Genomic DNA, 18,489 nt, shown 5'->3' with positions numbered 1-18,489 from the left:
AGCGTCGAACACCTCGCCGACTGGATCGCCACCCGCGGCTACACCACCAACTGACACCACCGCACCAACACGCACGAAGCGAAGGGCCGGACCCCACCACGGGGCCCGGCCCTTCGGTGTGCCCACGCCCGAGATCCGAGCAACATCCCGGATATTGCTGCCTCCCAGTCACGGGAGACAGCAACAACCCCGTTATTGCGCAGACCTTGGCCACGGCAGCGGGGCGCCACGGCCATCAGCGCCACAGCCGTCTGTCACCACGGCAGCCGGGCGCCGCAGCCATCAGCGCCGCAGCCATCAGCGCCGCAGCCATCAGCGTCACGGTCGTCTGGCGTCACGGTCGTCTGGCGCCACAGCCATCCAGCGCCATATCTGGCGCGGTGGCCATCCCGACGCGGCGGGCCTTGCGGACGTCAGTCGGTGGCGAGGACGCCCAGGATCTGTTCGCCGTACTTGGCGAGTTTGTTCTCGCCGACCCCGCTGATCCGGGACAGGTCGGCAAGCGTGCCGGGCGCGTCGCTGGCGATCTGTCGCAGGGTGGCGTCGTGGAAGATGACGTACGCCGGGACGCCCTGTTCCTTGGCGGTGGTCGCCCGCCAGGCGCGCAGCCGCTCGAACAGTGACGTGGCGGCCGGGGTCAGCTCGGCCACGACAGTGGACGCGCCGCGCGGCTTCGACGAACGGCTCGACGGTGGTTTTTCCGGCTCGCGGCGCATGGTGACGGTGCGGCGGCGACCGAGGACGTCGGCGCTCGCCTCGGTCAGTGCCAACGTGCCGTAGTCGCCCTCCACCGCGAGCAGCCCTTCGGCGAGCAGTTGCCGGACCACGCCGCGCCACTCGGCCTCGCTGAGCTCGGAGCCGATGCCGAAGACGGTGAGCGAGTCGTGACCGTACTGGCTGATCTTGTCGGTCTTCTTGCCGAGCAGGATGTCGATGCACTGCCCGGCGCCGAAGCGTTGGTTGCGTTCCCGGTCGAGCCGGAAGACGGCGGAGAGCAGCTTCTGGGCGGCGACGGTGCCGTCCCAGGTTTCCGGCGGGGTGAGGCAGGTGTCGCAGTTGCCGCAGGCGGCGGTCGACGTCTCGCCGAAGTATTCCAGCAGTTGGACCCGCCGGCAGCGGACGGTCTCGCAGAGGGCGAGCATCGCGTCCAGGTGGGCGGCCAGGTTGCGGCGGTGGGCGAGGTCGCCGTCGGACGTCTCGATCATCTTGCGTTGCTGGACGACGTCCTGCAGCCCGTACGCCAGCCAAGCGGTGGACGGCAGGCCGTCGCGACCGGCGCGGCCGGTTTCCTGGTAGTAGCCCTCGACGGACTTCGGTAGGTCGAGGTGGGCGACGAATCGGACGTCGGGCTTGTCGATGCCCATGCCGAAGGCGATGGTGGCGACCATGACGAGGCCGTCTTCGCGCAGGAAGCGCTGCTGGTTGCGGGCGCGGGTGCCCGCGTCCAGCCCGGCGTGGTACGGCAGGGCGGCGATCCCGTTGGCGGTGAGGAACTCCGCTGTCTTGTCGACCGACGCCCGGGACAGGCAGTAGATGATGCCGGCGTCGCCGGGGTGCTCGTCGCGCAGCAGGGTCAGCAGTTGCTTGCGGGGCTCCCGCTTGGGCACGATCCGGTACTGGATGTTGGGCCGGTCGAAGCTGGCCACGAAGTGCCGGGCGTCGTCGAGTTTGAGGCGGCTCGCGATCTCGGTGCGGGTGGCGCTCGTCGCGGTGGCGGTCAGGGCGATGCGGGGCACCTGCGGCCAGCGTTCGTGCAGCATCGACAGCGCGAGGTAGTCGGGGCGGAAGTCGTGCCCCCACTGGGACACGCAGTGTGCCTCGTCGATCGCGAACAGGGAGATGCGGCCCCGGTCGAGGAGGCCGAGGGTGGATCGGGTGCCGAGCGCCTCCGGGGCCAGGTAGAGCAGGTCCAGTTCGCCGGCGACGAAGGCGGCCTCGACCCGCCGCCGGGCGTCCAGGGTCTGGGTCGAGTTGAGGAACCCGGCGCGTACGCCGACCGCGGTGAGGGCGTCGACCTGGTCCTGCATGAGAGCGATCAGCGGGGACACGACGACGGCGACCCCGTCGCGGACCAGGGCCGGGATCTGGTAGCACAGGGACTTGCCCCCGCCGGTGGGCATCAACACCAGCGCGTCGCCGCCGGCGACCACATGGTCGATCACGTCCTGCTGGAAGCCGCGGAAGGCGTCGTAGCCGAACACCCGGCGCAGCACCGGCAGCGCGTCCTCGGCCCGCAGGTCGGTGGGGGAAGCCATCCGGGGATTCTACGAGCCCATCCCGACAGCCCCCGCCCGGCGCACCCGGGCCGGTGCGCCGGACGGGCGACCGGGTCAGCCGGGCTGGCTGGACCGGTTGGCCAGGCCGCGTGGCGGGGCTTTCAACCCGACCACGAGTCGACGATCTCGATGTGGCGGGCCTTGTTGCCCATGTGGAAGGCGGTGGCCGCCGCGTTGATTTCGTCGAAGGGTGTCGGTTCAGGCCATTCTGACCTGCGACGATCACGTCGAGCGTATTCACAGCCACTGATCGTCATCAAGGGTGCCGGGTGTCGGGAGGGCGACCGTCGGACCGGTCCGTGGGCGCGGCCCGGCCACGGGTGCCGGGGCGCGACCAGGTGGCGGGATAGAGTCGCTGATTGACCAATCGCGGCCGATGGCGGCCGCGGCGCCACGGCTTGGGGGTACGGGTGAGCGAGGCGCGCACAACAGGTGACCGGATCGACGGCCCGGCTGCCGATGACGTGCAGGTGGCGGCCGAGTCGGAGACCACCCTCGTGGTGGTCACCGGTGTGTCCGGGGGTGGCCGCAGCACCGTCGCCCGGGCGCTGGAGAACGTCGGCTACTACGTCGTGGACAACCTGCCGCAGGCTCTGATGCTGGACATGGCCGAGTTGGCGTTCAAGGCGGGCGGCGCGGCCCGCCGTACCGCGATGGTGCTCGACGTACGGTCGCGGGCCTTCTCCACCGACCTGGCCGGGGCGATCCGCGAGCTGAAGGAACGTGGGTTCTCACCGCGGGTGGTCTTCGTCGACGCCGACGCCGAGGTGCTGATCCGGCGGTTCGAGAGCGTTCGGCGTTCGCACCCGTTGCAGGGTGACGGGCGGCTGGCCGACGGGATCGCCGTGGAGCGCGGTCTGCTGGAGGAGGCCCGCGACCAGGCCGACGTGATCATCGACACCAGCCATTTGAACGTCAACCAGCTCCGGCGGCGCATCGAGGAACTGTTCGGCGGCGAGGACGCCCGCCGGCTGCGGGTGACGGTGCTGTCGTTCGGCTTCAAGTACGGCCTGCCGCCGGATGCCGATTTCGTGCTGGACGCACGCTTTCTGCCCAATCCGTACTGGGTGCCGGAGCTGCGCGAGCACACCGGGCGGGAGGAGGCGGTGAGCGCGTACGTGCTGGGTCAGGAGGGCGCTGACGCCTTCGTGGCCTCGTACGCCGACCTGGTCAACGCCACCACGTCGGGTTTCGAGCGGGAGGGCAAGCGGTACCTGACTGTCGCGGTGGGCTGCACCGGCGGCAAGCACCGCAGCGTGGCCATCGCCGAGGAGTTGGCCAGTCGGCTGCGTCATTCCGGGCTGGCGGCGAACGCCCAGCACCGCGACCTGGGGCGGGAATGACGGCCCGGCGGGTGGTGGCGTTCGGTGGCGGGCACGGGCTGTCCGCCTCGTTGCGGGCGCTGCGCCACTGCGCTCCGGAACTCGACCTCGACATCACCGCCGTGGTGACGGTGGGCGACGACGGCGGTTCCAGTGGTCGGCTGCGGGCCGAGCGGGGTGGGCTGCCGCCGGGGGACCTGCGCCAGGCGCTCGTGGCGTTGGCCGGGGACCATCCGGCCACCCGGCGTAGCGCCGGGCTGTTCCAGCACCGCTTCGCCGCCGTGCCGGTGGGCGTACCCGGATCGGGGACGACCGAGGCGGGCCCGGTGGCGGGCGGCGACCCGGCCCGGCGCGGCACCGGCGTCGGCACTGCCCTGCGTGGCACCGACGGGGCCTCCGCCGGCACCGATGGTCTGACCGGGCACGCGGTGGGCAACCTGGTTCTCTGCGGCCTGATGGAACTGCTCGGCGATCCGGTGGCCGCGCTGGAGCACGCCGGCGCGATGCTCGGCGCTGTCGGCCGGGTGCTGCCGATGTCCCGCGAACCGGTGGGCATCGAGGCGCGGGTGCGCGGTGCCGACCCGGCGGCCCCCGACGAGGTGCGCACGGTGAAAGGCCAGCATCAGGTGGCCGTAACCACCGGGCGGGTCGAGTCGTTGCGCCTCACGCCGGATGCCCCGCCGGCCTGCGGCGAGGCCATCGAGGCGATCCGGGCCGCCGACTGGTTGATCTTCGGCCCGGGCAGTTGGTACACCAGCGTGCTTCCGCACCTGCTGGTGCCGCAGTTGGCCGACGCGATCGTGTCCACCTCGGCCCGGCGGCTGGTCACGCTCAACCTCGCCGCGGAGAAGGAGACTCTGGGGCTCTCCGTCGCCGATCACCTCGCGGCGTTGCACTGGTACCTGCCCGAGCTCAAGGTGGATCTTGTGCTTGCCGATGCCAAGGCGGTGGGTGACCCCGAACCGGTCGAACGTGCGGCAGAATCGCTTGGTGCCCGCCTGGTCCTCGCCCCTGTCGCCGTTGTCGACGGGACTCCCCGCCATGATCCGGCTGCCCTGGGCGCCGCGCTGGTGCCTGTCCTGGGTGCCGATCGTTAGACACGTACGTAATCTCCGGCGACACGCCGGAACAGGTCCGTGAGGGGACGCACAATGGCGATGACGGCCGCGGTCAAGGACGAGCTGAGTCGGGTCGACGTGCCCAAGCCCTGCTGCCGGCGGGCGGAGATGGCCGCGCTGCTGCGCTTCGCCGGCGGGCTGCACATCGTCTCCGGCCGCGTGGTGGTGGAGGCTGAACTGGACACCGGGGCGGTGGCCCGGCGGCTGCGGCGGGAGATCGCCGAGGTCTACGGCTACCCCAGCGAGATCCACGTGCTGGCCTCCGGGGGCCTGCGCAAGGGCAGCCACTTCATCGTGCGGGTGGTCAAGGACGGCGAGGCGCTGGCGCGGCAGACCGGTCTGCTCGACGTGCGGGGTCGCCCGGTGCGGGGGCTGCCCCCGCACGTGGTGGCGGCCAACGTCTGCTGCGCGGTCTCCGCGTGGCGGGGCGCGTTCATGGCGCACGGCTCGCTCACCGAGCCGGGCCGCTCCAGCGCGTTGGAGATCACCTGCCCGGGGCCGGAGTCGGCGTTGGCGCTCGTCGGCGCGGCCCGCCGCATCGGCATCACCGCGAAGAACCGTGAGGTACGCGGGGTGGACCGGGTGGTCGTCAAGGACGGCGACGCGATCGCCGCGCTGCTCACCCGCATCGGCGCGCACTCGAGCGTGCTGGCGTGGGAGGAGCGCCGGGTCCGCCGCGAGGTGCGGGCCACCGCCAACCGGCTCGCCAACTTCGACGACGCCAACCTGCGCCGGTCGGCGCGGGCGGCGGTCGCCGCCGCCGCCCGGGTCACCCGTGCGTTGGAGATCCTCGCCGACGAGGCACCCAACCACCTGACCGACGCCGGTCGGCTGCGCCTGGAGCACCGGCAGGCGTCGCTGGAGGAGTTGGGGGCGCTGGCCGAGCCTCCGCTGACCAAGGACGCCATAGCGGGGCGGATCCGCCGGCTCCTGGCGCTCGCCGACAAGCGGGCGCGCGATCTTGGCATCCCGGATACGGAAGCTGCCGTCACGCCCGACATGCTCGTGGTCTGATAGGACGGTGGGACCGCACAGCGCGCCGGGAACACGACCCGGCGCAGCGTGGTCTCGCGCGCTCGGATATGGTCGCTGAGTACGGCAAGGGGGCCGACACCGGCACTTCTCGTCGTGCCCACCGCCTCGGGCGGTCAGGTCCTCAGACCGCGCGGCGGGGTGGCCGAGATGAACAGTCGACGGCCGGCTCCAACGGTCGGCGCACACCATTCCCGCCGGCCCGTTGTCTGCAGCCGGCGGACCAGAACGCGAGGAGATGGGACCTGTGACCATCCGGGTTGGCATCAACGGCTTTGGCCGAATCGGCCGTAACTTCTTCCGGGCAGTGCTGGCGTCCGACGCCGACATCGAGGTCGTGGCGGTGAACGACCTGACCGACAACGGCACTCTCGCCCACCTGCTCAAGTACGACAGCATCCTCGGTCGCCTGCCCTACGAGGTGAAGGCCACCGCCGACGAGATCACCGTCGGTGGCAAGACCATCAAGGCGTACGCCGAGAAGGACCCGTCGAAGCTGCCGTGGGGCGAGGTCGGCGCCGACGTCGTCATCGAGTCGACCGGCTTCTTCACCGACGCCACCAAGGCGAAGGCGCACGTCGCCGGCGGGGCCAAGAAGGTCATCATCTCCGCCCCGGCGAAGAACGAGGACGTGACCGTCGTCATGGGTGTCAACCACGACACCTACGACCCGGCGAAGCACACGATCATCTCCAACGCCTCGTGCACCACCAACTGCCTCGCCCCGATGGCGAAGGTCCTGCACGACACGTTCGGCATCCAGCACGGTCTGATGACGACGATCCACGCGTACACCCAGGACCAGAACCTCCAGGACGCGCCGCACTCGGACCTGCGTCGGGCCCGGGCCGCCGCGCTGAACATCGTCCCGACCTCGACCGGCGCCGCGAAGGCGATCGGCCTGGTCCTGCCGGACCTCAAGGGCAAGCTCGACGGGTACGCCCTGCGGGTGCCGATCCCGACCGGCTCGGTCACCGACCTCACCGTCAACGTGGCTCGCGAGACCACCGTGGACGAGGTCAACGCCGCGCTGAAGGCGGCCGCGGACGGCCCGCTCAAGGGCATCCTGGTCTACAACGAGGACCCGATCGTCTCCTCCGACATCGTGACCGACCCGGCGTCGTGCATCTTCGACGCGCCGCTGACCAAGGTCGTCGGCAACCAGGTCAAGGTCGTCGGCTGGTACGACAACGAGTGGGGTTACTCCAACCGGCTGGTCGACCTCGTCAAGCTGGTCGGTTCGTCACTGTGAGCATCCGGACCCTCGACGACCTGCTCGCCGAGGGGGTGTCGGGTCGGCGCGTGCTGGTGCGCGCCGACCTGAACGTCCCGCTCGACAAGCAGACCGGCGCGATCAGCGATGATGGCCGCATCCGCGCGGTGCTGCCGACCCTCGGCGCGCTGGTCGAGGCCGGCGCGAAGGTGGTCGTCTGCTCGCACCTGGGTCGCCCGAAGGGCGCCCCGGACCCGCAGTTCAGCCTGGGCCCGGTCGCCGGGCGGCTCGGCGAGCTGCTCGGGGCTCCGGTGCACATCGCCACCGACACCGTCGGTGAGTCGGCCCGCTCCACCGTCGCGGATCTGGCCGACGGCCAGGTCGCCCTGCTGGAGAACCTGCGGTTCAACGCGGGCGAGACCAGCAAGGACGAGGCCGAGCGGGGCGCTTTCGCCGACCAGCTCGCCGCTTTCGGCGACGCGTACGTGGACGACGCGTTCGGTGCCGTGCACCGTAAGCACGCGAGCGTCTTCGACGTGCCGGCCCGGTTGCCACACGTCGCGGGTCGGCTGGTGCTGCGCGAGGTCGAGGTGCTCTCGAAGCTCACCGCTGACCCTGAGCGCCCGTACGTGGTGGTGCTCGGTGGGTCGAAGGTGTCCGACAAGCTCGCCGTGATCGAGGCGCTGCTGCCCACTGTCGACCGGTTGCTCATCGGTGGCGGAATGTGCTTCACCTTCCTCAAGGCCCAGGGCCTGGAGGTGGGCACGTCGCTGCTGGAGAAGGACATGGTCGAGACCTGCCGCAACCTGCTGGAACGGGCCGACGGCAAGATCCTGCTCCCGGTCGACGTGGTGGTGGCCGACGCGTTCGCGCCGGACGCGGCGCACGACACGGTGCGTGTCGACGGCATCCCGAGCCACCGGCTCGGCCTGGACGTCGGCCCCGAGACGGTGGCCGGCTTCAGCGCCGCACTGTCCCAGGCGAAGACGATCTTCTGGAACGGGCCGATGGGCGTGTTCGAGATGGCTGCCTTCGCGGCCGGCACCCGGGGCATCGCCGAGGCGATCACCAAGGCCGACGCGTTCAGCGTCGTCGGCGGCGGCGACAGCGCGGCGGCCGTCCGGGCGTTGGGGCTGGACGAATCGTCCTTCGGGCACATCTCCACCGGTGGTGGCGCCTCCCTGGAATACCTCGAGGGCAAGACCCTCCCCGGCATCGCGGCCCTGGAGAACTGAATGTCGAGCACCACCCGCCGGCCGTTGATGGCCGGCAACTGGAAGATGAACCTCAACCACCTCGAGGCCAACCTGCTGATGCAGAAGCTGGCGGCGAGCCTCACCGAGAAGCAGCTCACCGCCGTCGAGACGGTCGTGCTGCCGCCCTTCACCGACCTGCGCACCGTGCAGACCGCTGTCGACGGCGACAAACTGCTGATCGGCTACGGCGGGCAGGACCTGTCCCCGCACGCGTCCGGCGCGTACACCGGGGACATTTCCGGGCCGCTGCTGGCGAAGCTCGGCTGCACGTACGTGGTGGTCGGGCACTCTGAGCGGCGGGCCTACCACAACGAGGACGACGCGCTCGTCAACGCCAAGGTCAAGGCGGCGTTGCAGCACGGTCTCACGCCGATCCTCTGCGTGGGGGAGGGGCTGGACATCCGCGAGCAGGGCACCCACGTGGCGCACTGCTCGGACCAGCTCGACGGGGGCCTCGCCGGGCTCACCCCCGAGCAGGTACGGCAGGTCGTGATCGCGTACGAGCCGGTCTGGGCGATCGGCACGGGCAAGACCGCGACGCCGGACGACGCCCAGGAGGTCTGCGGGGCGGTGCGTCAGCGACTGGCGGAACGCTTCGACCAGGAGACCGCCGACCAGGTCAGGGTCCTCTACGGCGGTTCGGTCAAGGCGTCGAACATCGCCTCGATCATGGCCCAACCGGACGTGGACGGGGGCCTGGTGGGGGGCGCCAGCCTCGACGCTGAGGAATTCGCTCAGATCTGCCGGTTCCCGGAGCACCTCGCCCGCTGATCGCTCGGTATCCTGGACACCGCCCGTCCGCCGGTCGGTGCCGCCGTGCCCGATCAGACCGGGCGAGGATCGTTACGAGAGGAACTGACCCCAGCCATGCCGATCTGGTTCGCATACACGTTGATCGTGTTGCTGGTCATCACGAGCATTCTGCTCACCCTGCTGATCCTGCTGCACCGCGGCAAGGGCGGCGGTCTGTCGAGCATGTTCGGCGGTGGCGTCAGCTCCAGCCTCGCCGGCTCCTCGGTAGCGGAGAAGAACCTGGACCGTTACACGGTTCTGGTGAGCGTCGTCTGGTTCGCCGCGATCATCGGGCTCGGCCTGTGGTTGCGCCTCCAGATGAACAGCGCCACCTGAGCAGGCTCGGTAAGTCGTACAATCTGCGCGCGGTTCGTCACTCGACGGGCCGCGCGCAGGCTTTTCTCCGCTGCACCGCGTCGCCCGCCGCTCCACCCCCGAAGACGGCGGGTCCCCTCCGACGACAGGAGCGAGCAGCCGTGCCGAATGGCAACGTTATCCGGGGAGCCCGGGTGGGATCCGCACCGATGCGCCCGGACGAGCGGCACCAACCCGCCCCCCGGCAGGACGTCAGCTACTGGTGCCGGAACGACCACCAGGTCGACATCCGGATCGCCGCGGACGTCGAACCGCCATCCCTGTGGGACTGCCCCCGCTGCGGTCTACCCGCCGGTCGGGACGCCCAGAACCCGCCGGGCCGGGTCCGCGCCGAACCGTACAAGAGCCACCTGGCGTACGTGAAGGAGCGGCGCACCGCCGAGGAGGGGGAGGCCCTGCTCGCCGAGGCGCTCGCCGCCCTACGACGTCGACGCGGCGAGTAGCGGGCCCCTCGTCACGTTCAGCGCAGGCTGCGCAGCCGGGCGGGCACGTCCACCGCCGCAGCCCGGTCCAGCAGCCAGCGGGTGCGGTCCACGCCCCGTACCCCGGCCGCCGGCAACTGCACCGGCCCAGCGCCGGCAAGCGCCATACCGACCGCGCGGGCCTTGTCGGCGCCGGCGGCCACCAGCCAGATCTCCTCTGCGGTGTTGATCGCCGTCAGGGTGAGGGTGGTCCGCGTCGGCGGCGGCTTGGGGCTGCCCCGCACCGCGCTGACCGGTCGGGTCTCGTAGCTGACCGGGTGCTCGGGGAAGACCGAGGCCACGTGGCCGTCCTCGCCGACGCCAAGCATCAGCACGTCGAAGTGCGGCAGGGTGGCGTGCCCGGGTCGGGCGGCGCGGGCCAACTCCTGCGCGTACGCGGCAGCCGCCGCCTCCGGGTCGTTGCCGGCCGGGCCGTCCGAGGCCGGCATCGCGTGCACCCGGGCCGGGTCCAGCGGCACCACGTCCAGCAGGGCCGCCCGGGCCTGCGTCTCGTTGCGGTCCGGATCACCGGCGGGCAGGAACCGTTCGTCGCCCCACCACACGTCGACCCGGGACCAGTCCACCGCGTCGCGGGCCGGCAGCGTCGCCACCGCCCGGTACACGGCCGCGGCGACGCGACCTCCGGTGAGCACCACGGAGGCTTCGCCCCGGTCGGCTTGGGCGTCGAGCAGCTTCACCAGCAACCGGGCCGCCACTGCCTGCGCCAGCAGGTCGGCGTCGGCGTGGACGGCGACACTCGCCTCACTCATGGTTGCGCCTTCGTTTCCCGACCGCGAGACGGTCGCTGTTGTGCCCGGGGCGGTGTGCCCGAGGGGTGGGGCGGAGCTGGTGGGGCGGAGAACCCCGGGAAGTTGCGGGCAGGGCCGGTGCGTACCGGCCCTGCCCGACGTCGTGCCCCGGCTGGGCTCAGCCCTCGCCGCTCGTGCCGAGGTGCGCGGTGACACCGGCCTCGGCGCGCTGCGCGGTGGCCGGATCCTTCCAGACGTGGACCCGCTGCGGGGGGCGCTGATCCAGCCCGCGCAGCCCGACAGTCGCACCCAGCGCCTCCGCGTACACCTGGTCGGCGTCCAGCCGGCGCAGCTCCTCGGCCAGCTCGTCGCCGAGCGGCCGACGGACCAGAGGCAGGGCCCGGTCGTCCTGACCGGTCCGCCGGAACACCGCCATGCTGTCCTCACGGGTCAGCGTCAACTGGTCACCGTTGGCGCAGCTGAGCTGCACCTCCCGCATTCGCGGGAACTCGTCGCTGTCCACCCGGCGTGGGGTGATGCCGAGCCGGCTGGACAGCCAACCCGCCATCAGCGCCGCCGTCGGGTCGGTGGCCGGCGCGACGATCGTCGCCTCGGTGACCTGGGCGCTCGTGGTGTCGAACGCCCCGGCGACGAGGGTGCGCCACGGGGTGATCCGGGTCCACGCCAGGTCGGTGTCGCCCGGGGCGTAGTCCCGGGCCCGCTGCCGCAGCGCCTCCACCGGGTCGGCGGCCTGGGCGGAGTCGGTGATCCTCCGGTCGGCCACCACCCCGAGGAAGTCGGTGGCGATCTCCGCAGGCGGTTCGCCGTGCCACCAGGTGACCACGGGCACGTCCGGAACGAGCAGCGGCATCACCACCGACTCGGCGTGCAGGGACAAGCGGCCGTACATCCGGGTGACCACCGCCTCGCACGGGCCGAGCCGCCCACCGACCACGATCTCCGCGTCCAGTCGGTTGCGGTCCCGCTCGATCTCCGAGCGCACCACCACCACGAGCCGGCATGGGTGCGCGGCGGCGGCGATCGTCGCCGCCGCCTCCGCCTCCCGGACCCGCTTCTCGTCCACGACCACGATGAGGGTGAGCGCCATGCCGCTGGCCACCCCGCCGGCGCTGCGCCGCTCGGCCGCGAGCGCCTTGACCACCTCGTTGCCGGTGGTGTCCCACAGCCCGATCATGCGCGTCTCCAGGCGCGGCCCTCGCGGGCCAGCATCTCGTCGGAGGCCCGGGGGCCCCACTCACCGGCCCGGTACGGCTCCGGGGTGGTGCCCTCCCAGGCGTGCTCCAACGGGTCGATCACCTGCCAGCTCTGCTCGACCTCGGCCGCGTCCGGGAACAGGGTGCGGTCACCGATCAGCACGTCCAGCACCAGCCGCTCGTACGCCTCGGGGCTGGACTCGGTGAACGCCTCGCCGTACTGGAAGTCCATCGCGATGTCGCGGACCTCCATCGTCGTGCCCGGCACCTTCGAGCCGAACTTGAGCACCACACCCTCGTCCGGCTGCACCCTGATGACCAGCTGGTTGTTGCCCAGCGACTCCATGTCGGCGTCGTTGAACGGCAGGTGCGGCGCCTTCTTGAACATGATGGCGACCTCGGTGACCCGCCGGGGCAGCCGCTTGCCGGCCCGGATGTAGAACGGCACCTCCGCCCAGCGGCGGTTCTGGATGCCCAACCGCACCGCCACGTACGTCTCAGTGGTGGAGCCGGCGGGGACGTCCCGCTCGTCGAGGTAACCGACAGCGCGTTCGCCGCCGACCCAGCCGGGCAGGTACTGACCGCGGACGGTGTCCCGGGCCACGTCCCTGGGCAGGGTGATGGCCTTGAGCACCTTCAGCTTCTCGGCCCGGATCTCGTCGGCGTCGAAGCTGGTCGGCTCCTCCATCGCCACCAGGGCGAGGAGTTGCAGCAGGTGGTTCTGCAACACGTCGCGGGCGGTGCCGACGGTGTCGTAGAAGCCGGCCCTGGTGCCGATGCCGACGTCCTCGGCCATGGTGATCTGCACCGAGTCGACGTACTTGGAGTTCCACAGCGGCTCGAACAGGTTGTTGGCGAACCGCAGGGCGAGGATGTTCTGAACCGTCTCCTTGCCCAGGTAGTGGTCGATCCGGAAGACGTCCTGCCGGGTGAACACGTCGTCGACGAGGTCGTTGAGCGCCTTCGCCGAGGGCAGGTCGTTGCCGAACGGCTTCTCCACCACGACCCGGCGCCAACCGCCGGACTTGTCGTTGTCGGCCATCCCGGTGCGGGCCAACTGCTTGAGCACGACGGGGAACGCGGCCGGCGGGATGGAGAAGTAGAACGCCGCGTTGCCGGCGATCCCGTGGGTCTGACGCAGGTCGTCGAGCGTCGAGGCGAGCTGGTCGAACGCGGCGTCGTCGTCGAACGACCCACCGACGAACTTGATGTTGCCGGCCAGCCGTGCCCACACCTCGTCCCGCCACGCGGTACGGGCGTGCTTGCGGGCGGCCTCGCAGGCCAACGTCTCGAAGTCGCCGTCTCCCCAGTCGCGGCGCGCGAAACCGAGCACCACGAAGCCCGGCGGCAGCAGCCCCCGGTTGGCCAGGTCGTAGACCGCGGGGAGCAGCTTCTTGCGGGCCAGGTCACCGGTCACCCCGAAGATCACCAGAGCGCAGGGCTCGGGGATCCGCGGCAACCGGCGGTCCTGCGGGTCGCGCAGCGGGTTCACCGAATCACCTTCGGTTCGCGACTGCGGGGCTCGCAAACCCGGCTCACTCCTCGCGCTCACGGCGCCCCCTCGCTTCCGCTTCAGTCACGTCGTCCATCCTCACGCCCGCAGATCACCTGCCGCGTCCAGCAGTTGGGCGACACCGGCGGCCCGGTCGGTCAGGTGCAACCGCAGCAGCGGCCGCTCCCGACCGGCGAGGGCCTGCCGGTCGCCGGCGGCCTGCGCCGCCTGCAACTCACCGAAGGTGTACGGCTTGCCCGGCACCTCCAGGTCCTCGGCGACCGCGCCGGTCACCTGGAGGTAGCTGCCCACCTGCGGGCCGCCCTTGTGGTACTGGCCGGTGGAGTGCAGGAACCGGGGGCCCCACCCGAAGGTGACCGGCCGCCCGCCCGCCTGGGCCAGCAGGGACCGCAGTTGGGCCGCGTCGGCGTCGGCGAACCGGTCGAGGTACGCCATCACCGCGAGGTAACCGTCGTCGCCGAGCCCGTCGAGCAGCCAGCGCAGCACGCCGGCCAGGTCACCGGGGGTGCCCTGCGGGGCGTACACCTCGATCGCGCCCTCGGTGAACGACGGCGTCTCCGCCGGCAGGCCCGAGGCCAGGATCTTGTTGGTGTTCTCCTTGGACTCGGTGACGTTCGGCTGGTTGAACGGGTCGATGCCGAGCACCACCCCGGCCACCGCCGTGGCGTACTCCCAGGCCAGGAACTGCGCGCCCAACGGGCCGTTGACCGCCACGTCCGGGGCGGCACCGCCGCCCGGCACGTCACCGGGGGCCAGCGCGCCGCCGTAGCTGACGGTCAGCACGTCCGCGCCGGTCGCACCGGGGCTCTGCGGGGACTCCACGACCACCGGCAGGATGCCCACCCCGGCCTTGCCCGTCGACTCGGCGATCAGCTGCTCGGCCCAGTCGCCGAGCCCGTCGATGCCGGTGCCGTCGGAGACCAGGGCGACCTTGTCGCGGGCCAGCGTGGCCGCGGCGCCCAGGGCCGCGCCCAGCGCCAGCGCCGGGTTGTTCTGGTCCGCGCCGAGGGACGTGGCCAGCGCGTCGGCCTGGTCGAGCAGTTCCGCGACCTCGACCCCGGCCAGCGCCGAGGGCACCAGACCGAACGCGGTGAGCGCCGAGTACCGGCCGCCGACGTTCGGGTCGGCGAGCACTGTGAACGCGCCCATCTCGGCAGCGGTCGCCTCCAGCGGCGAACCCGGGTCGGTGACGACGACGAAGTGCCGGCCGGCCTCCGCCTCGGTCATTCCGGCGTCCAGGAACGCCTGCCAGTACGCGCGCCGGTGGCTGTCGGTCTCCACTGTCGACCCGGACTTGCTGGCCACCACCACGACGGTGCGCTCCAACCGGTCACCGAGTGCCGCCCGGACCTGGCCCGGGTCGGTGGTGTCCAGCACCGTCAGCGGCCGACCAAGCGTCCGGGTGATCACCTCCGGCGCGAGCGACGAGCCGCCCATGCCGGCGAGCACCACGTGATCCAGGTCGGCCAACTCGGCGGTCAGCTCGGCCAACTGCATCAGCAGCTCACGGCTGCGCCGGTGGGTGTCCACCCAGCCGAGCCGGACCTTCGCCTCGGCTTCGGCGTCCGGACCCCACAGGCTCGCGTCCTTGCCCGCGAGCTTGCCCGGAACGCCGGCCTTGACGAGCGCGTCCCGGGTCGAGGCCGGCGCGGACTTGTCGACCGCGTCCGCGCCGTACACGGAGAGCCCGGCCGCTGCCTCCACCGGCCCGGCAAGCAGGTCACTCATGCGTCGCCACCCATTTTTTCTGCGGCCTTGGCGTTGCCCTTGGCGGCCTTGTTCGGCGCACCGGTGCCCTTCGCGGCGGCGTCCAGCGACTTGCGCACCCCGTCGAGCAGCTCCTGCCAGCTGACCTCGAACTTCTCGACGCCCTCGCGCTCCAGGGTGGCGATCACGTCGGCCATGTCCACCCCGACCGACTCCAGGTCCGCGAAGACCTTCCGGGCCGCGTCGTAGGCGCCGGTGACGGTGTCACCGCGGGTCTCGCCATGATCGGCGTACGCGTCGACGACCGACTCCGGCATCGTGTTGACGGTGCCGGGGGCGATCAGTTCCTCGACGTAGATGGTGTCCCGGTAGTTCGGGTTCTTCGTCGAGGTGGACGCCCAGAGCGGCCGCTGCGGGTGCGCGCCGGCCTTGGCGAGCGCCTTCCAGCGGTCCGAGGCGAACACCTCGGAGTAACGCTCGTACGCCAGCTGGGCGTTGGCGACGGCGGCGCGCCCCCTGAGTCCCAGCGCGCGCTCTTTGCCCGCGCTGTCGGCGGCCTTGTCGGCCATCCGGTCCAATCGCTTGTCGACCTCGGCGTCCACCCGGGAGACGAAGAACGACGCCACCGAACCGATCTTCGACAGGTCGTGGCCGTTGGCCTTGGCCTGCTCCAAACCGGCGAGGAACGCCTCCATGACCGCCGAGTAGCGGTCCAGACCGAAGATCAGCGTGACGTTGACGCTGATCCCCTCGGCGAGCGTGTCGGTGATCGCCGACAGGCCCTCCTCGGTGGCCGGGATCTTGATGTAGAGGTTGGGCCGGTCGACAAGCCACCACAGCGCCTTGGCCTCGGCGACCGTCTTGTCCGCGTCGTGCGCGCTGCGCGGGTCCACCTCGATCGAGACCCGGCCGTCCACGCCGTCGCTGCCGTCGTACGACGGGCGCATCACGTCGCACGCCCACCGCACGTCGTACGTGGTGAGCATGCGCACCGACTCTTCCACGTCCACGTCACGGATGGCGAGGTCGCGAAGCTGCCAGTTGTACTCGTCGGCGTCGCTGAGCGCCTTGGCGAAGATCGTCGGGTTGGTGGTGACTCCGGCGACGTGCTTCTCGCGGCGGAGCTGGTCCAACCCGCCGGAGCTCAGACGTACCCGGGAAAGATCGTCGAGCCAGACCGCCACGCCCGCGGCGGTCAGCTCATTCAGCTTGTCGGTCATGCCGTCCACGCTCCCTCAGTTGCCGGTCGTGAAACCGGTGATGTCGCCCACCCGGGCCAGCGAGGCGTGTGCCGCCGCCACGATCCGGTCACCGGTGAACCCGAACTGCTCGAAGAGCACGGTGTACGGGGCGCTCGCGCCGTAGTGCTCGATGCTGACGCTCTCGCCGAGGTCACCGACGATGCCGCGCCAGGACATCGCGATGCCCGCCTCCACGCTCACCCGTGCCTTTACCCCGCGAGGGAGCACCGACTCCCGGTACGCCTCGTCCTGCTCGTAGAACCACTCCTGGCAGGGCATCGAGACCACCCGGGTCGGGGTGCCGTCAGCCTCCAGCCGCTCCCGGGCGATCAGGCAGAGCTGCACCTCGGAACCGGTGCCGACGATGATCACCTGAGGCTTGCCGTTGGACGCCTCGGCCAGCACGTAACCGCCCTTGACCACACCCGCCGCGTCGCCCAGGACACTCCGGTCCAGGGTCGGGAGGGCCTGGCGGCTCAGCGCCATGGCCGTCGGCCGGTCGGTGTGCTCCAGCGCCTGCCGCCACGCCCAGGCCGTCTCGTTGGCGTCCGCCGGACGGACCACGTCCAGACCTGGGATGGCGCGCAGCGCGGTCAGGTGCTCCACCGGCTGGTGGGTCGGCCCGTCCTCGCCGAGGCCGATCGAGTCGTGCGTCCACACGTACGTCACCGGCAGCTTCATCAGCGCGGCAAGCCGCACCGACGGACGCATGTAGTCGCTGAACACCAGGAACGTGCCGCCGTAGGGGCGGGTGCCGCCGTGCAGGGCGATGCCGTTGAGGATCGCGCCCATGGCGTGCTCACGGATGCCGAAGTGCAGCGTGCGGCCGTACTCGTGACCGGGGAAGTCCTTGGTGGCGTGCGCCGCCGGGATGAACGACGGCTCGCCCTTCATCGTGGTGTTGTTGCTCTCGGCCAGGTCGGCCGAGCCGCCCCACAGCTCCGGGAGCACCGGCGCCAGGGCCTCCAGCACCTTGCCGGAGGCGGCCCGGGTGGCGACGCCCTTGGCGTCCGCGGGGAAGACCGGCAACGCGTCGGTCCAGCCGTCGGGGAGTACGCGGCCAGCCATCCGCTCGTAGAGCGCGGTGCGCTTCGGGTTGGCCTTCTTCCACTCGTCGAACGCGGTGGTCCACTCCTGCTCGGCGGCGTCGCCGCGCCCCATCACCGTGCGGGCGTGGCTGAGCACCTCCTCGTCGACCTGGAAGGTCTGCTCCGGGTCGAAGCCGAGGATCTGCTTGGTGGCCTTCACCTCGTCGGCGCCCAGCGCCGAGCCGTGGATCTTGCCGGTGTTCTTCTTGTTGGGCGCGGGCCAGCCGATGATGGTGCGCAGCGCGATGAAGGAGGGGCGACCGGTCTCCGCCCGCGCGGCCAGCAGCGCGCCGTGCAGGGCCTCGGCGTCCTCGTGGTAGTCGCCCTGGTCGGCGTCGCCGGTGCGCCAGTCGACGGTCTGCACGTGCCAGCCGTACGCCTCGTAGCGGGCCGCCACGTCCTCACTCTTGGCGATTCGGGTGTCGTCCTCGATGGAGATCTCGTTGTCGTCGTAGATCACCGTGAGGTTGCCCAGCTGCTGGTGCCCGGCGAGGGCGCTGGCCTCGTGGCTGATGCCCTCCTCGATGTCACCGTCGGAGACGATGCACCAGATGTTGTGGTCGAAGACCGACGCGCCGGGCTCGGCCTCGGGGTCGAACAGACCGCGCTCGCGGCGGGCCGCCATGGCCATGCCCACCGCGTTGCCGAGGCCCTGCCCGAGCGGACCGGTGGTGGTCTCGACGCCCGGCGTGTGCCCGTGCTCGGGGTGCCCAGGCGTCTGCGAGCCCCACTGCCGCAGCGACTTGAGGTCGTCCAGGCTCAGCGGGTAGCCGGAGAGGAACAGCTGGATGTAGAGCGTCAGGCTGGAGTGCCCGGCGGAGAGCACGAACCGGTCGCGGCCGGGCCAGTTCGGGTCGGCCGGGTTGTGCCGCATGACGCGGTTGAAGAGGAGGTACGCCGCGGGCGCGAGGCTCATCGCGGTGCCCGGGTGGCCGTTGCCGGATTTCTCCACGGCGTCCATGGCCAGCACGCGGACGGTATCGACGGCCCGGCGATCGAGGTCGGACCAGTTCAGTGCGGAGTGCGCGGGTCGTTTAACAGCCACGATGGTTGTGCTCCTCGGCAGATGGGCGGAACCCTCACCGATGACCTTATCGAGCGTGCCTAAACGTGCGCCCAGGGATCTGTGCAT

General features: G+C 71.2%; 15 protein-coding genes. 8 read left to right on the top strand and 7 right to left on the bottom strand.

All coding sequences use genetic code 11. The features are described 5' to 3' along the window. Positions 1–413: 413 nt before the first annotated feature. Positions 414–2,255, bottom strand: coding sequence for a DNA helicase RecQ (gene recQ, locus ABZ406_RS29635; RefSeq protein WP_357768628.1), 1,842 nt, complete (start codon positions 2,253–2,255; stop codon positions 414–416). Between the two features lie 485 nt (positions 2,256–2,740). On the opposite strand from recQ, the gene rapZ reads away from it, so the two are divergent. The 8 genes from rapZ (at position 2,741) to ABZ406_RS29595 (ending at position 9,827) form a co-directional block, all read left to right on the top strand. Further along, positions 2,741–3,619 carry an RNase adapter RapZ gene (rapZ, locus tag ABZ406_RS29630; protein ID WP_357768634.1) on the top strand — a complete coding sequence of 293 codons (879 nt, stop codon included), beginning with the start codon at positions 2,741–2,743 and terminating at the stop codon, positions 3,617–3,619. Further along, positions 3,616–4,695, top strand: coding sequence for a 2-phospho-L-lactate transferase CofD family protein (locus ABZ406_RS29625; RefSeq protein WP_357768626.1), 1,080 nt, complete (start codon positions 3,616–3,618; stop codon positions 4,693–4,695). The genes rapZ and ABZ406_RS29625 overlap by 4 nt, the downstream gene beginning before the upstream one ends. Before the next feature lie 54 nt (positions 4,696–4,749). Continuing rightward, positions 4,750–5,730: a DNA-binding protein WhiA gene (gene whiA / locus ABZ406_RS29620; protein ID WP_074312802.1), complete on the top strand. Its 981-nt coding sequence runs from the start codon at positions 4,750–4,752 to the stop codon at positions 5,728–5,730. A 265-nt stretch (positions 5,731–5,995) separates the two neighbouring features. Further along, positions 5,996–7,000, top strand: a complete 1,005-nt coding sequence (gap, locus tag ABZ406_RS29615; RefSeq protein WP_357768623.1) for a type I glyceraldehyde-3-phosphate dehydrogenase — start codon at positions 5,996–5,998, stop codon at positions 6,998–7,000. After that, positions 6,997–8,196, top strand: a complete 1,200-nt coding sequence (locus tag ABZ406_RS29610; protein ID WP_357768621.1) for a phosphoglycerate kinase — start codon at positions 6,997–6,999, stop codon at positions 8,194–8,196. Before gap ends, ABZ406_RS29610 begins: the two co-directional genes overlap by 4 nt. Then, a complete protein-coding gene (gene tpiA, locus ABZ406_RS29605) occupies positions 8,197–8,988 on the top strand; it encodes a triose-phosphate isomerase (RefSeq protein ID WP_357768618.1) in 792 nt (263 codons plus the stop codon). Positions 8,989–9,084: 96 nt separating this feature from the next. Then, complete coding sequence (gene secG, locus ABZ406_RS29600; protein WP_357768616.1) at positions 9,085–9,345, top strand: preprotein translocase subunit SecG; 261 nt, start codon at positions 9,085–9,087, stop codon at positions 9,343–9,345. A gap of 140 nt (positions 9,346–9,485) precedes the next feature. Continuing rightward, positions 9,486–9,827 (top strand): RNA polymerase-binding protein RbpA, encoded by a 342-nt coding sequence (locus ABZ406_RS29595; RefSeq protein ID WP_357768614.1) that lies wholly within the window; start codon positions 9,486–9,488, stop codon positions 9,825–9,827. A 17-nt stretch (positions 9,828–9,844) separates the two neighbouring features. On the opposite strand, the gene pgl is transcribed toward ABZ406_RS29595, so the two are convergent. From pgl to tkt, 6 genes are all read right to left on the bottom strand, one after another. Beyond that, the gene (pgl, locus tag ABZ406_RS29590; RefSeq protein WP_357768612.1) at positions 9,845–10,615 is read right to left on the bottom strand and encodes a 6-phosphogluconolactonase; all 771 of its coding nucleotides are present in this window, start codon (positions 10,613–10,615) and stop codon (positions 9,845–9,847) included. A 157-nt stretch (positions 10,616–10,772) separates the two neighbouring features. Beyond that, positions 10,773–11,789: a glucose-6-phosphate dehydrogenase assembly protein OpcA gene (locus tag ABZ406_RS29585; RefSeq protein WP_357768610.1), complete on the bottom strand. Its 1,017-nt coding sequence runs from the start codon at positions 11,787–11,789 to the stop codon at positions 10,773–10,775. Further along, positions 11,786–13,300 (bottom strand): glucose-6-phosphate dehydrogenase, encoded by a 1,515-nt coding sequence (gene zwf, locus ABZ406_RS29580; RefSeq protein WP_357768608.1) that lies wholly within the window; start codon positions 13,298–13,300, stop codon positions 11,786–11,788. Before zwf ends, ABZ406_RS29585 begins: the two co-directional genes overlap by 4 nt. Positions 13,301–13,399: 99 nt before the next feature. Next, on the bottom strand, positions 13,400–15,049 hold the full coding sequence (locus ABZ406_RS29575) for a glucose-6-phosphate isomerase (protein WP_357768606.1): 1,650 nt from the start codon (positions 15,047–15,049) through the stop codon (positions 13,400–13,402). Next, positions 15,046–16,248, bottom strand: a complete 1,203-nt coding sequence (gene tal, locus ABZ406_RS29570; protein ID WP_357768604.1) for a transaldolase — start codon at positions 16,246–16,248, stop codon at positions 15,046–15,048. Before tal ends, ABZ406_RS29575 begins: the two co-directional genes overlap by 4 nt. A 15-nt stretch (positions 16,249–16,263) precedes the next feature. Beyond that, the gene (gene tkt / locus ABZ406_RS29565) at positions 16,264–18,489 is read right to left on the bottom strand and encodes a transketolase (RefSeq protein WP_357768602.1); all 2,226 of its coding nucleotides are present in this window, start codon (positions 18,487–18,489) and stop codon (positions 16,264–16,266) included.

This window comes from Micromonospora sp. NPDC005710, assembly GCF_040630995.1.
In the GTDB taxonomy this organism is placed as follows: Bacteria; Actinomycetota; Actinomycetes; order Mycobacteriales; family Micromonosporaceae; genus Micromonospora.
This window is presented reverse-complemented; position numbering and strand designations above follow the sequence as displayed.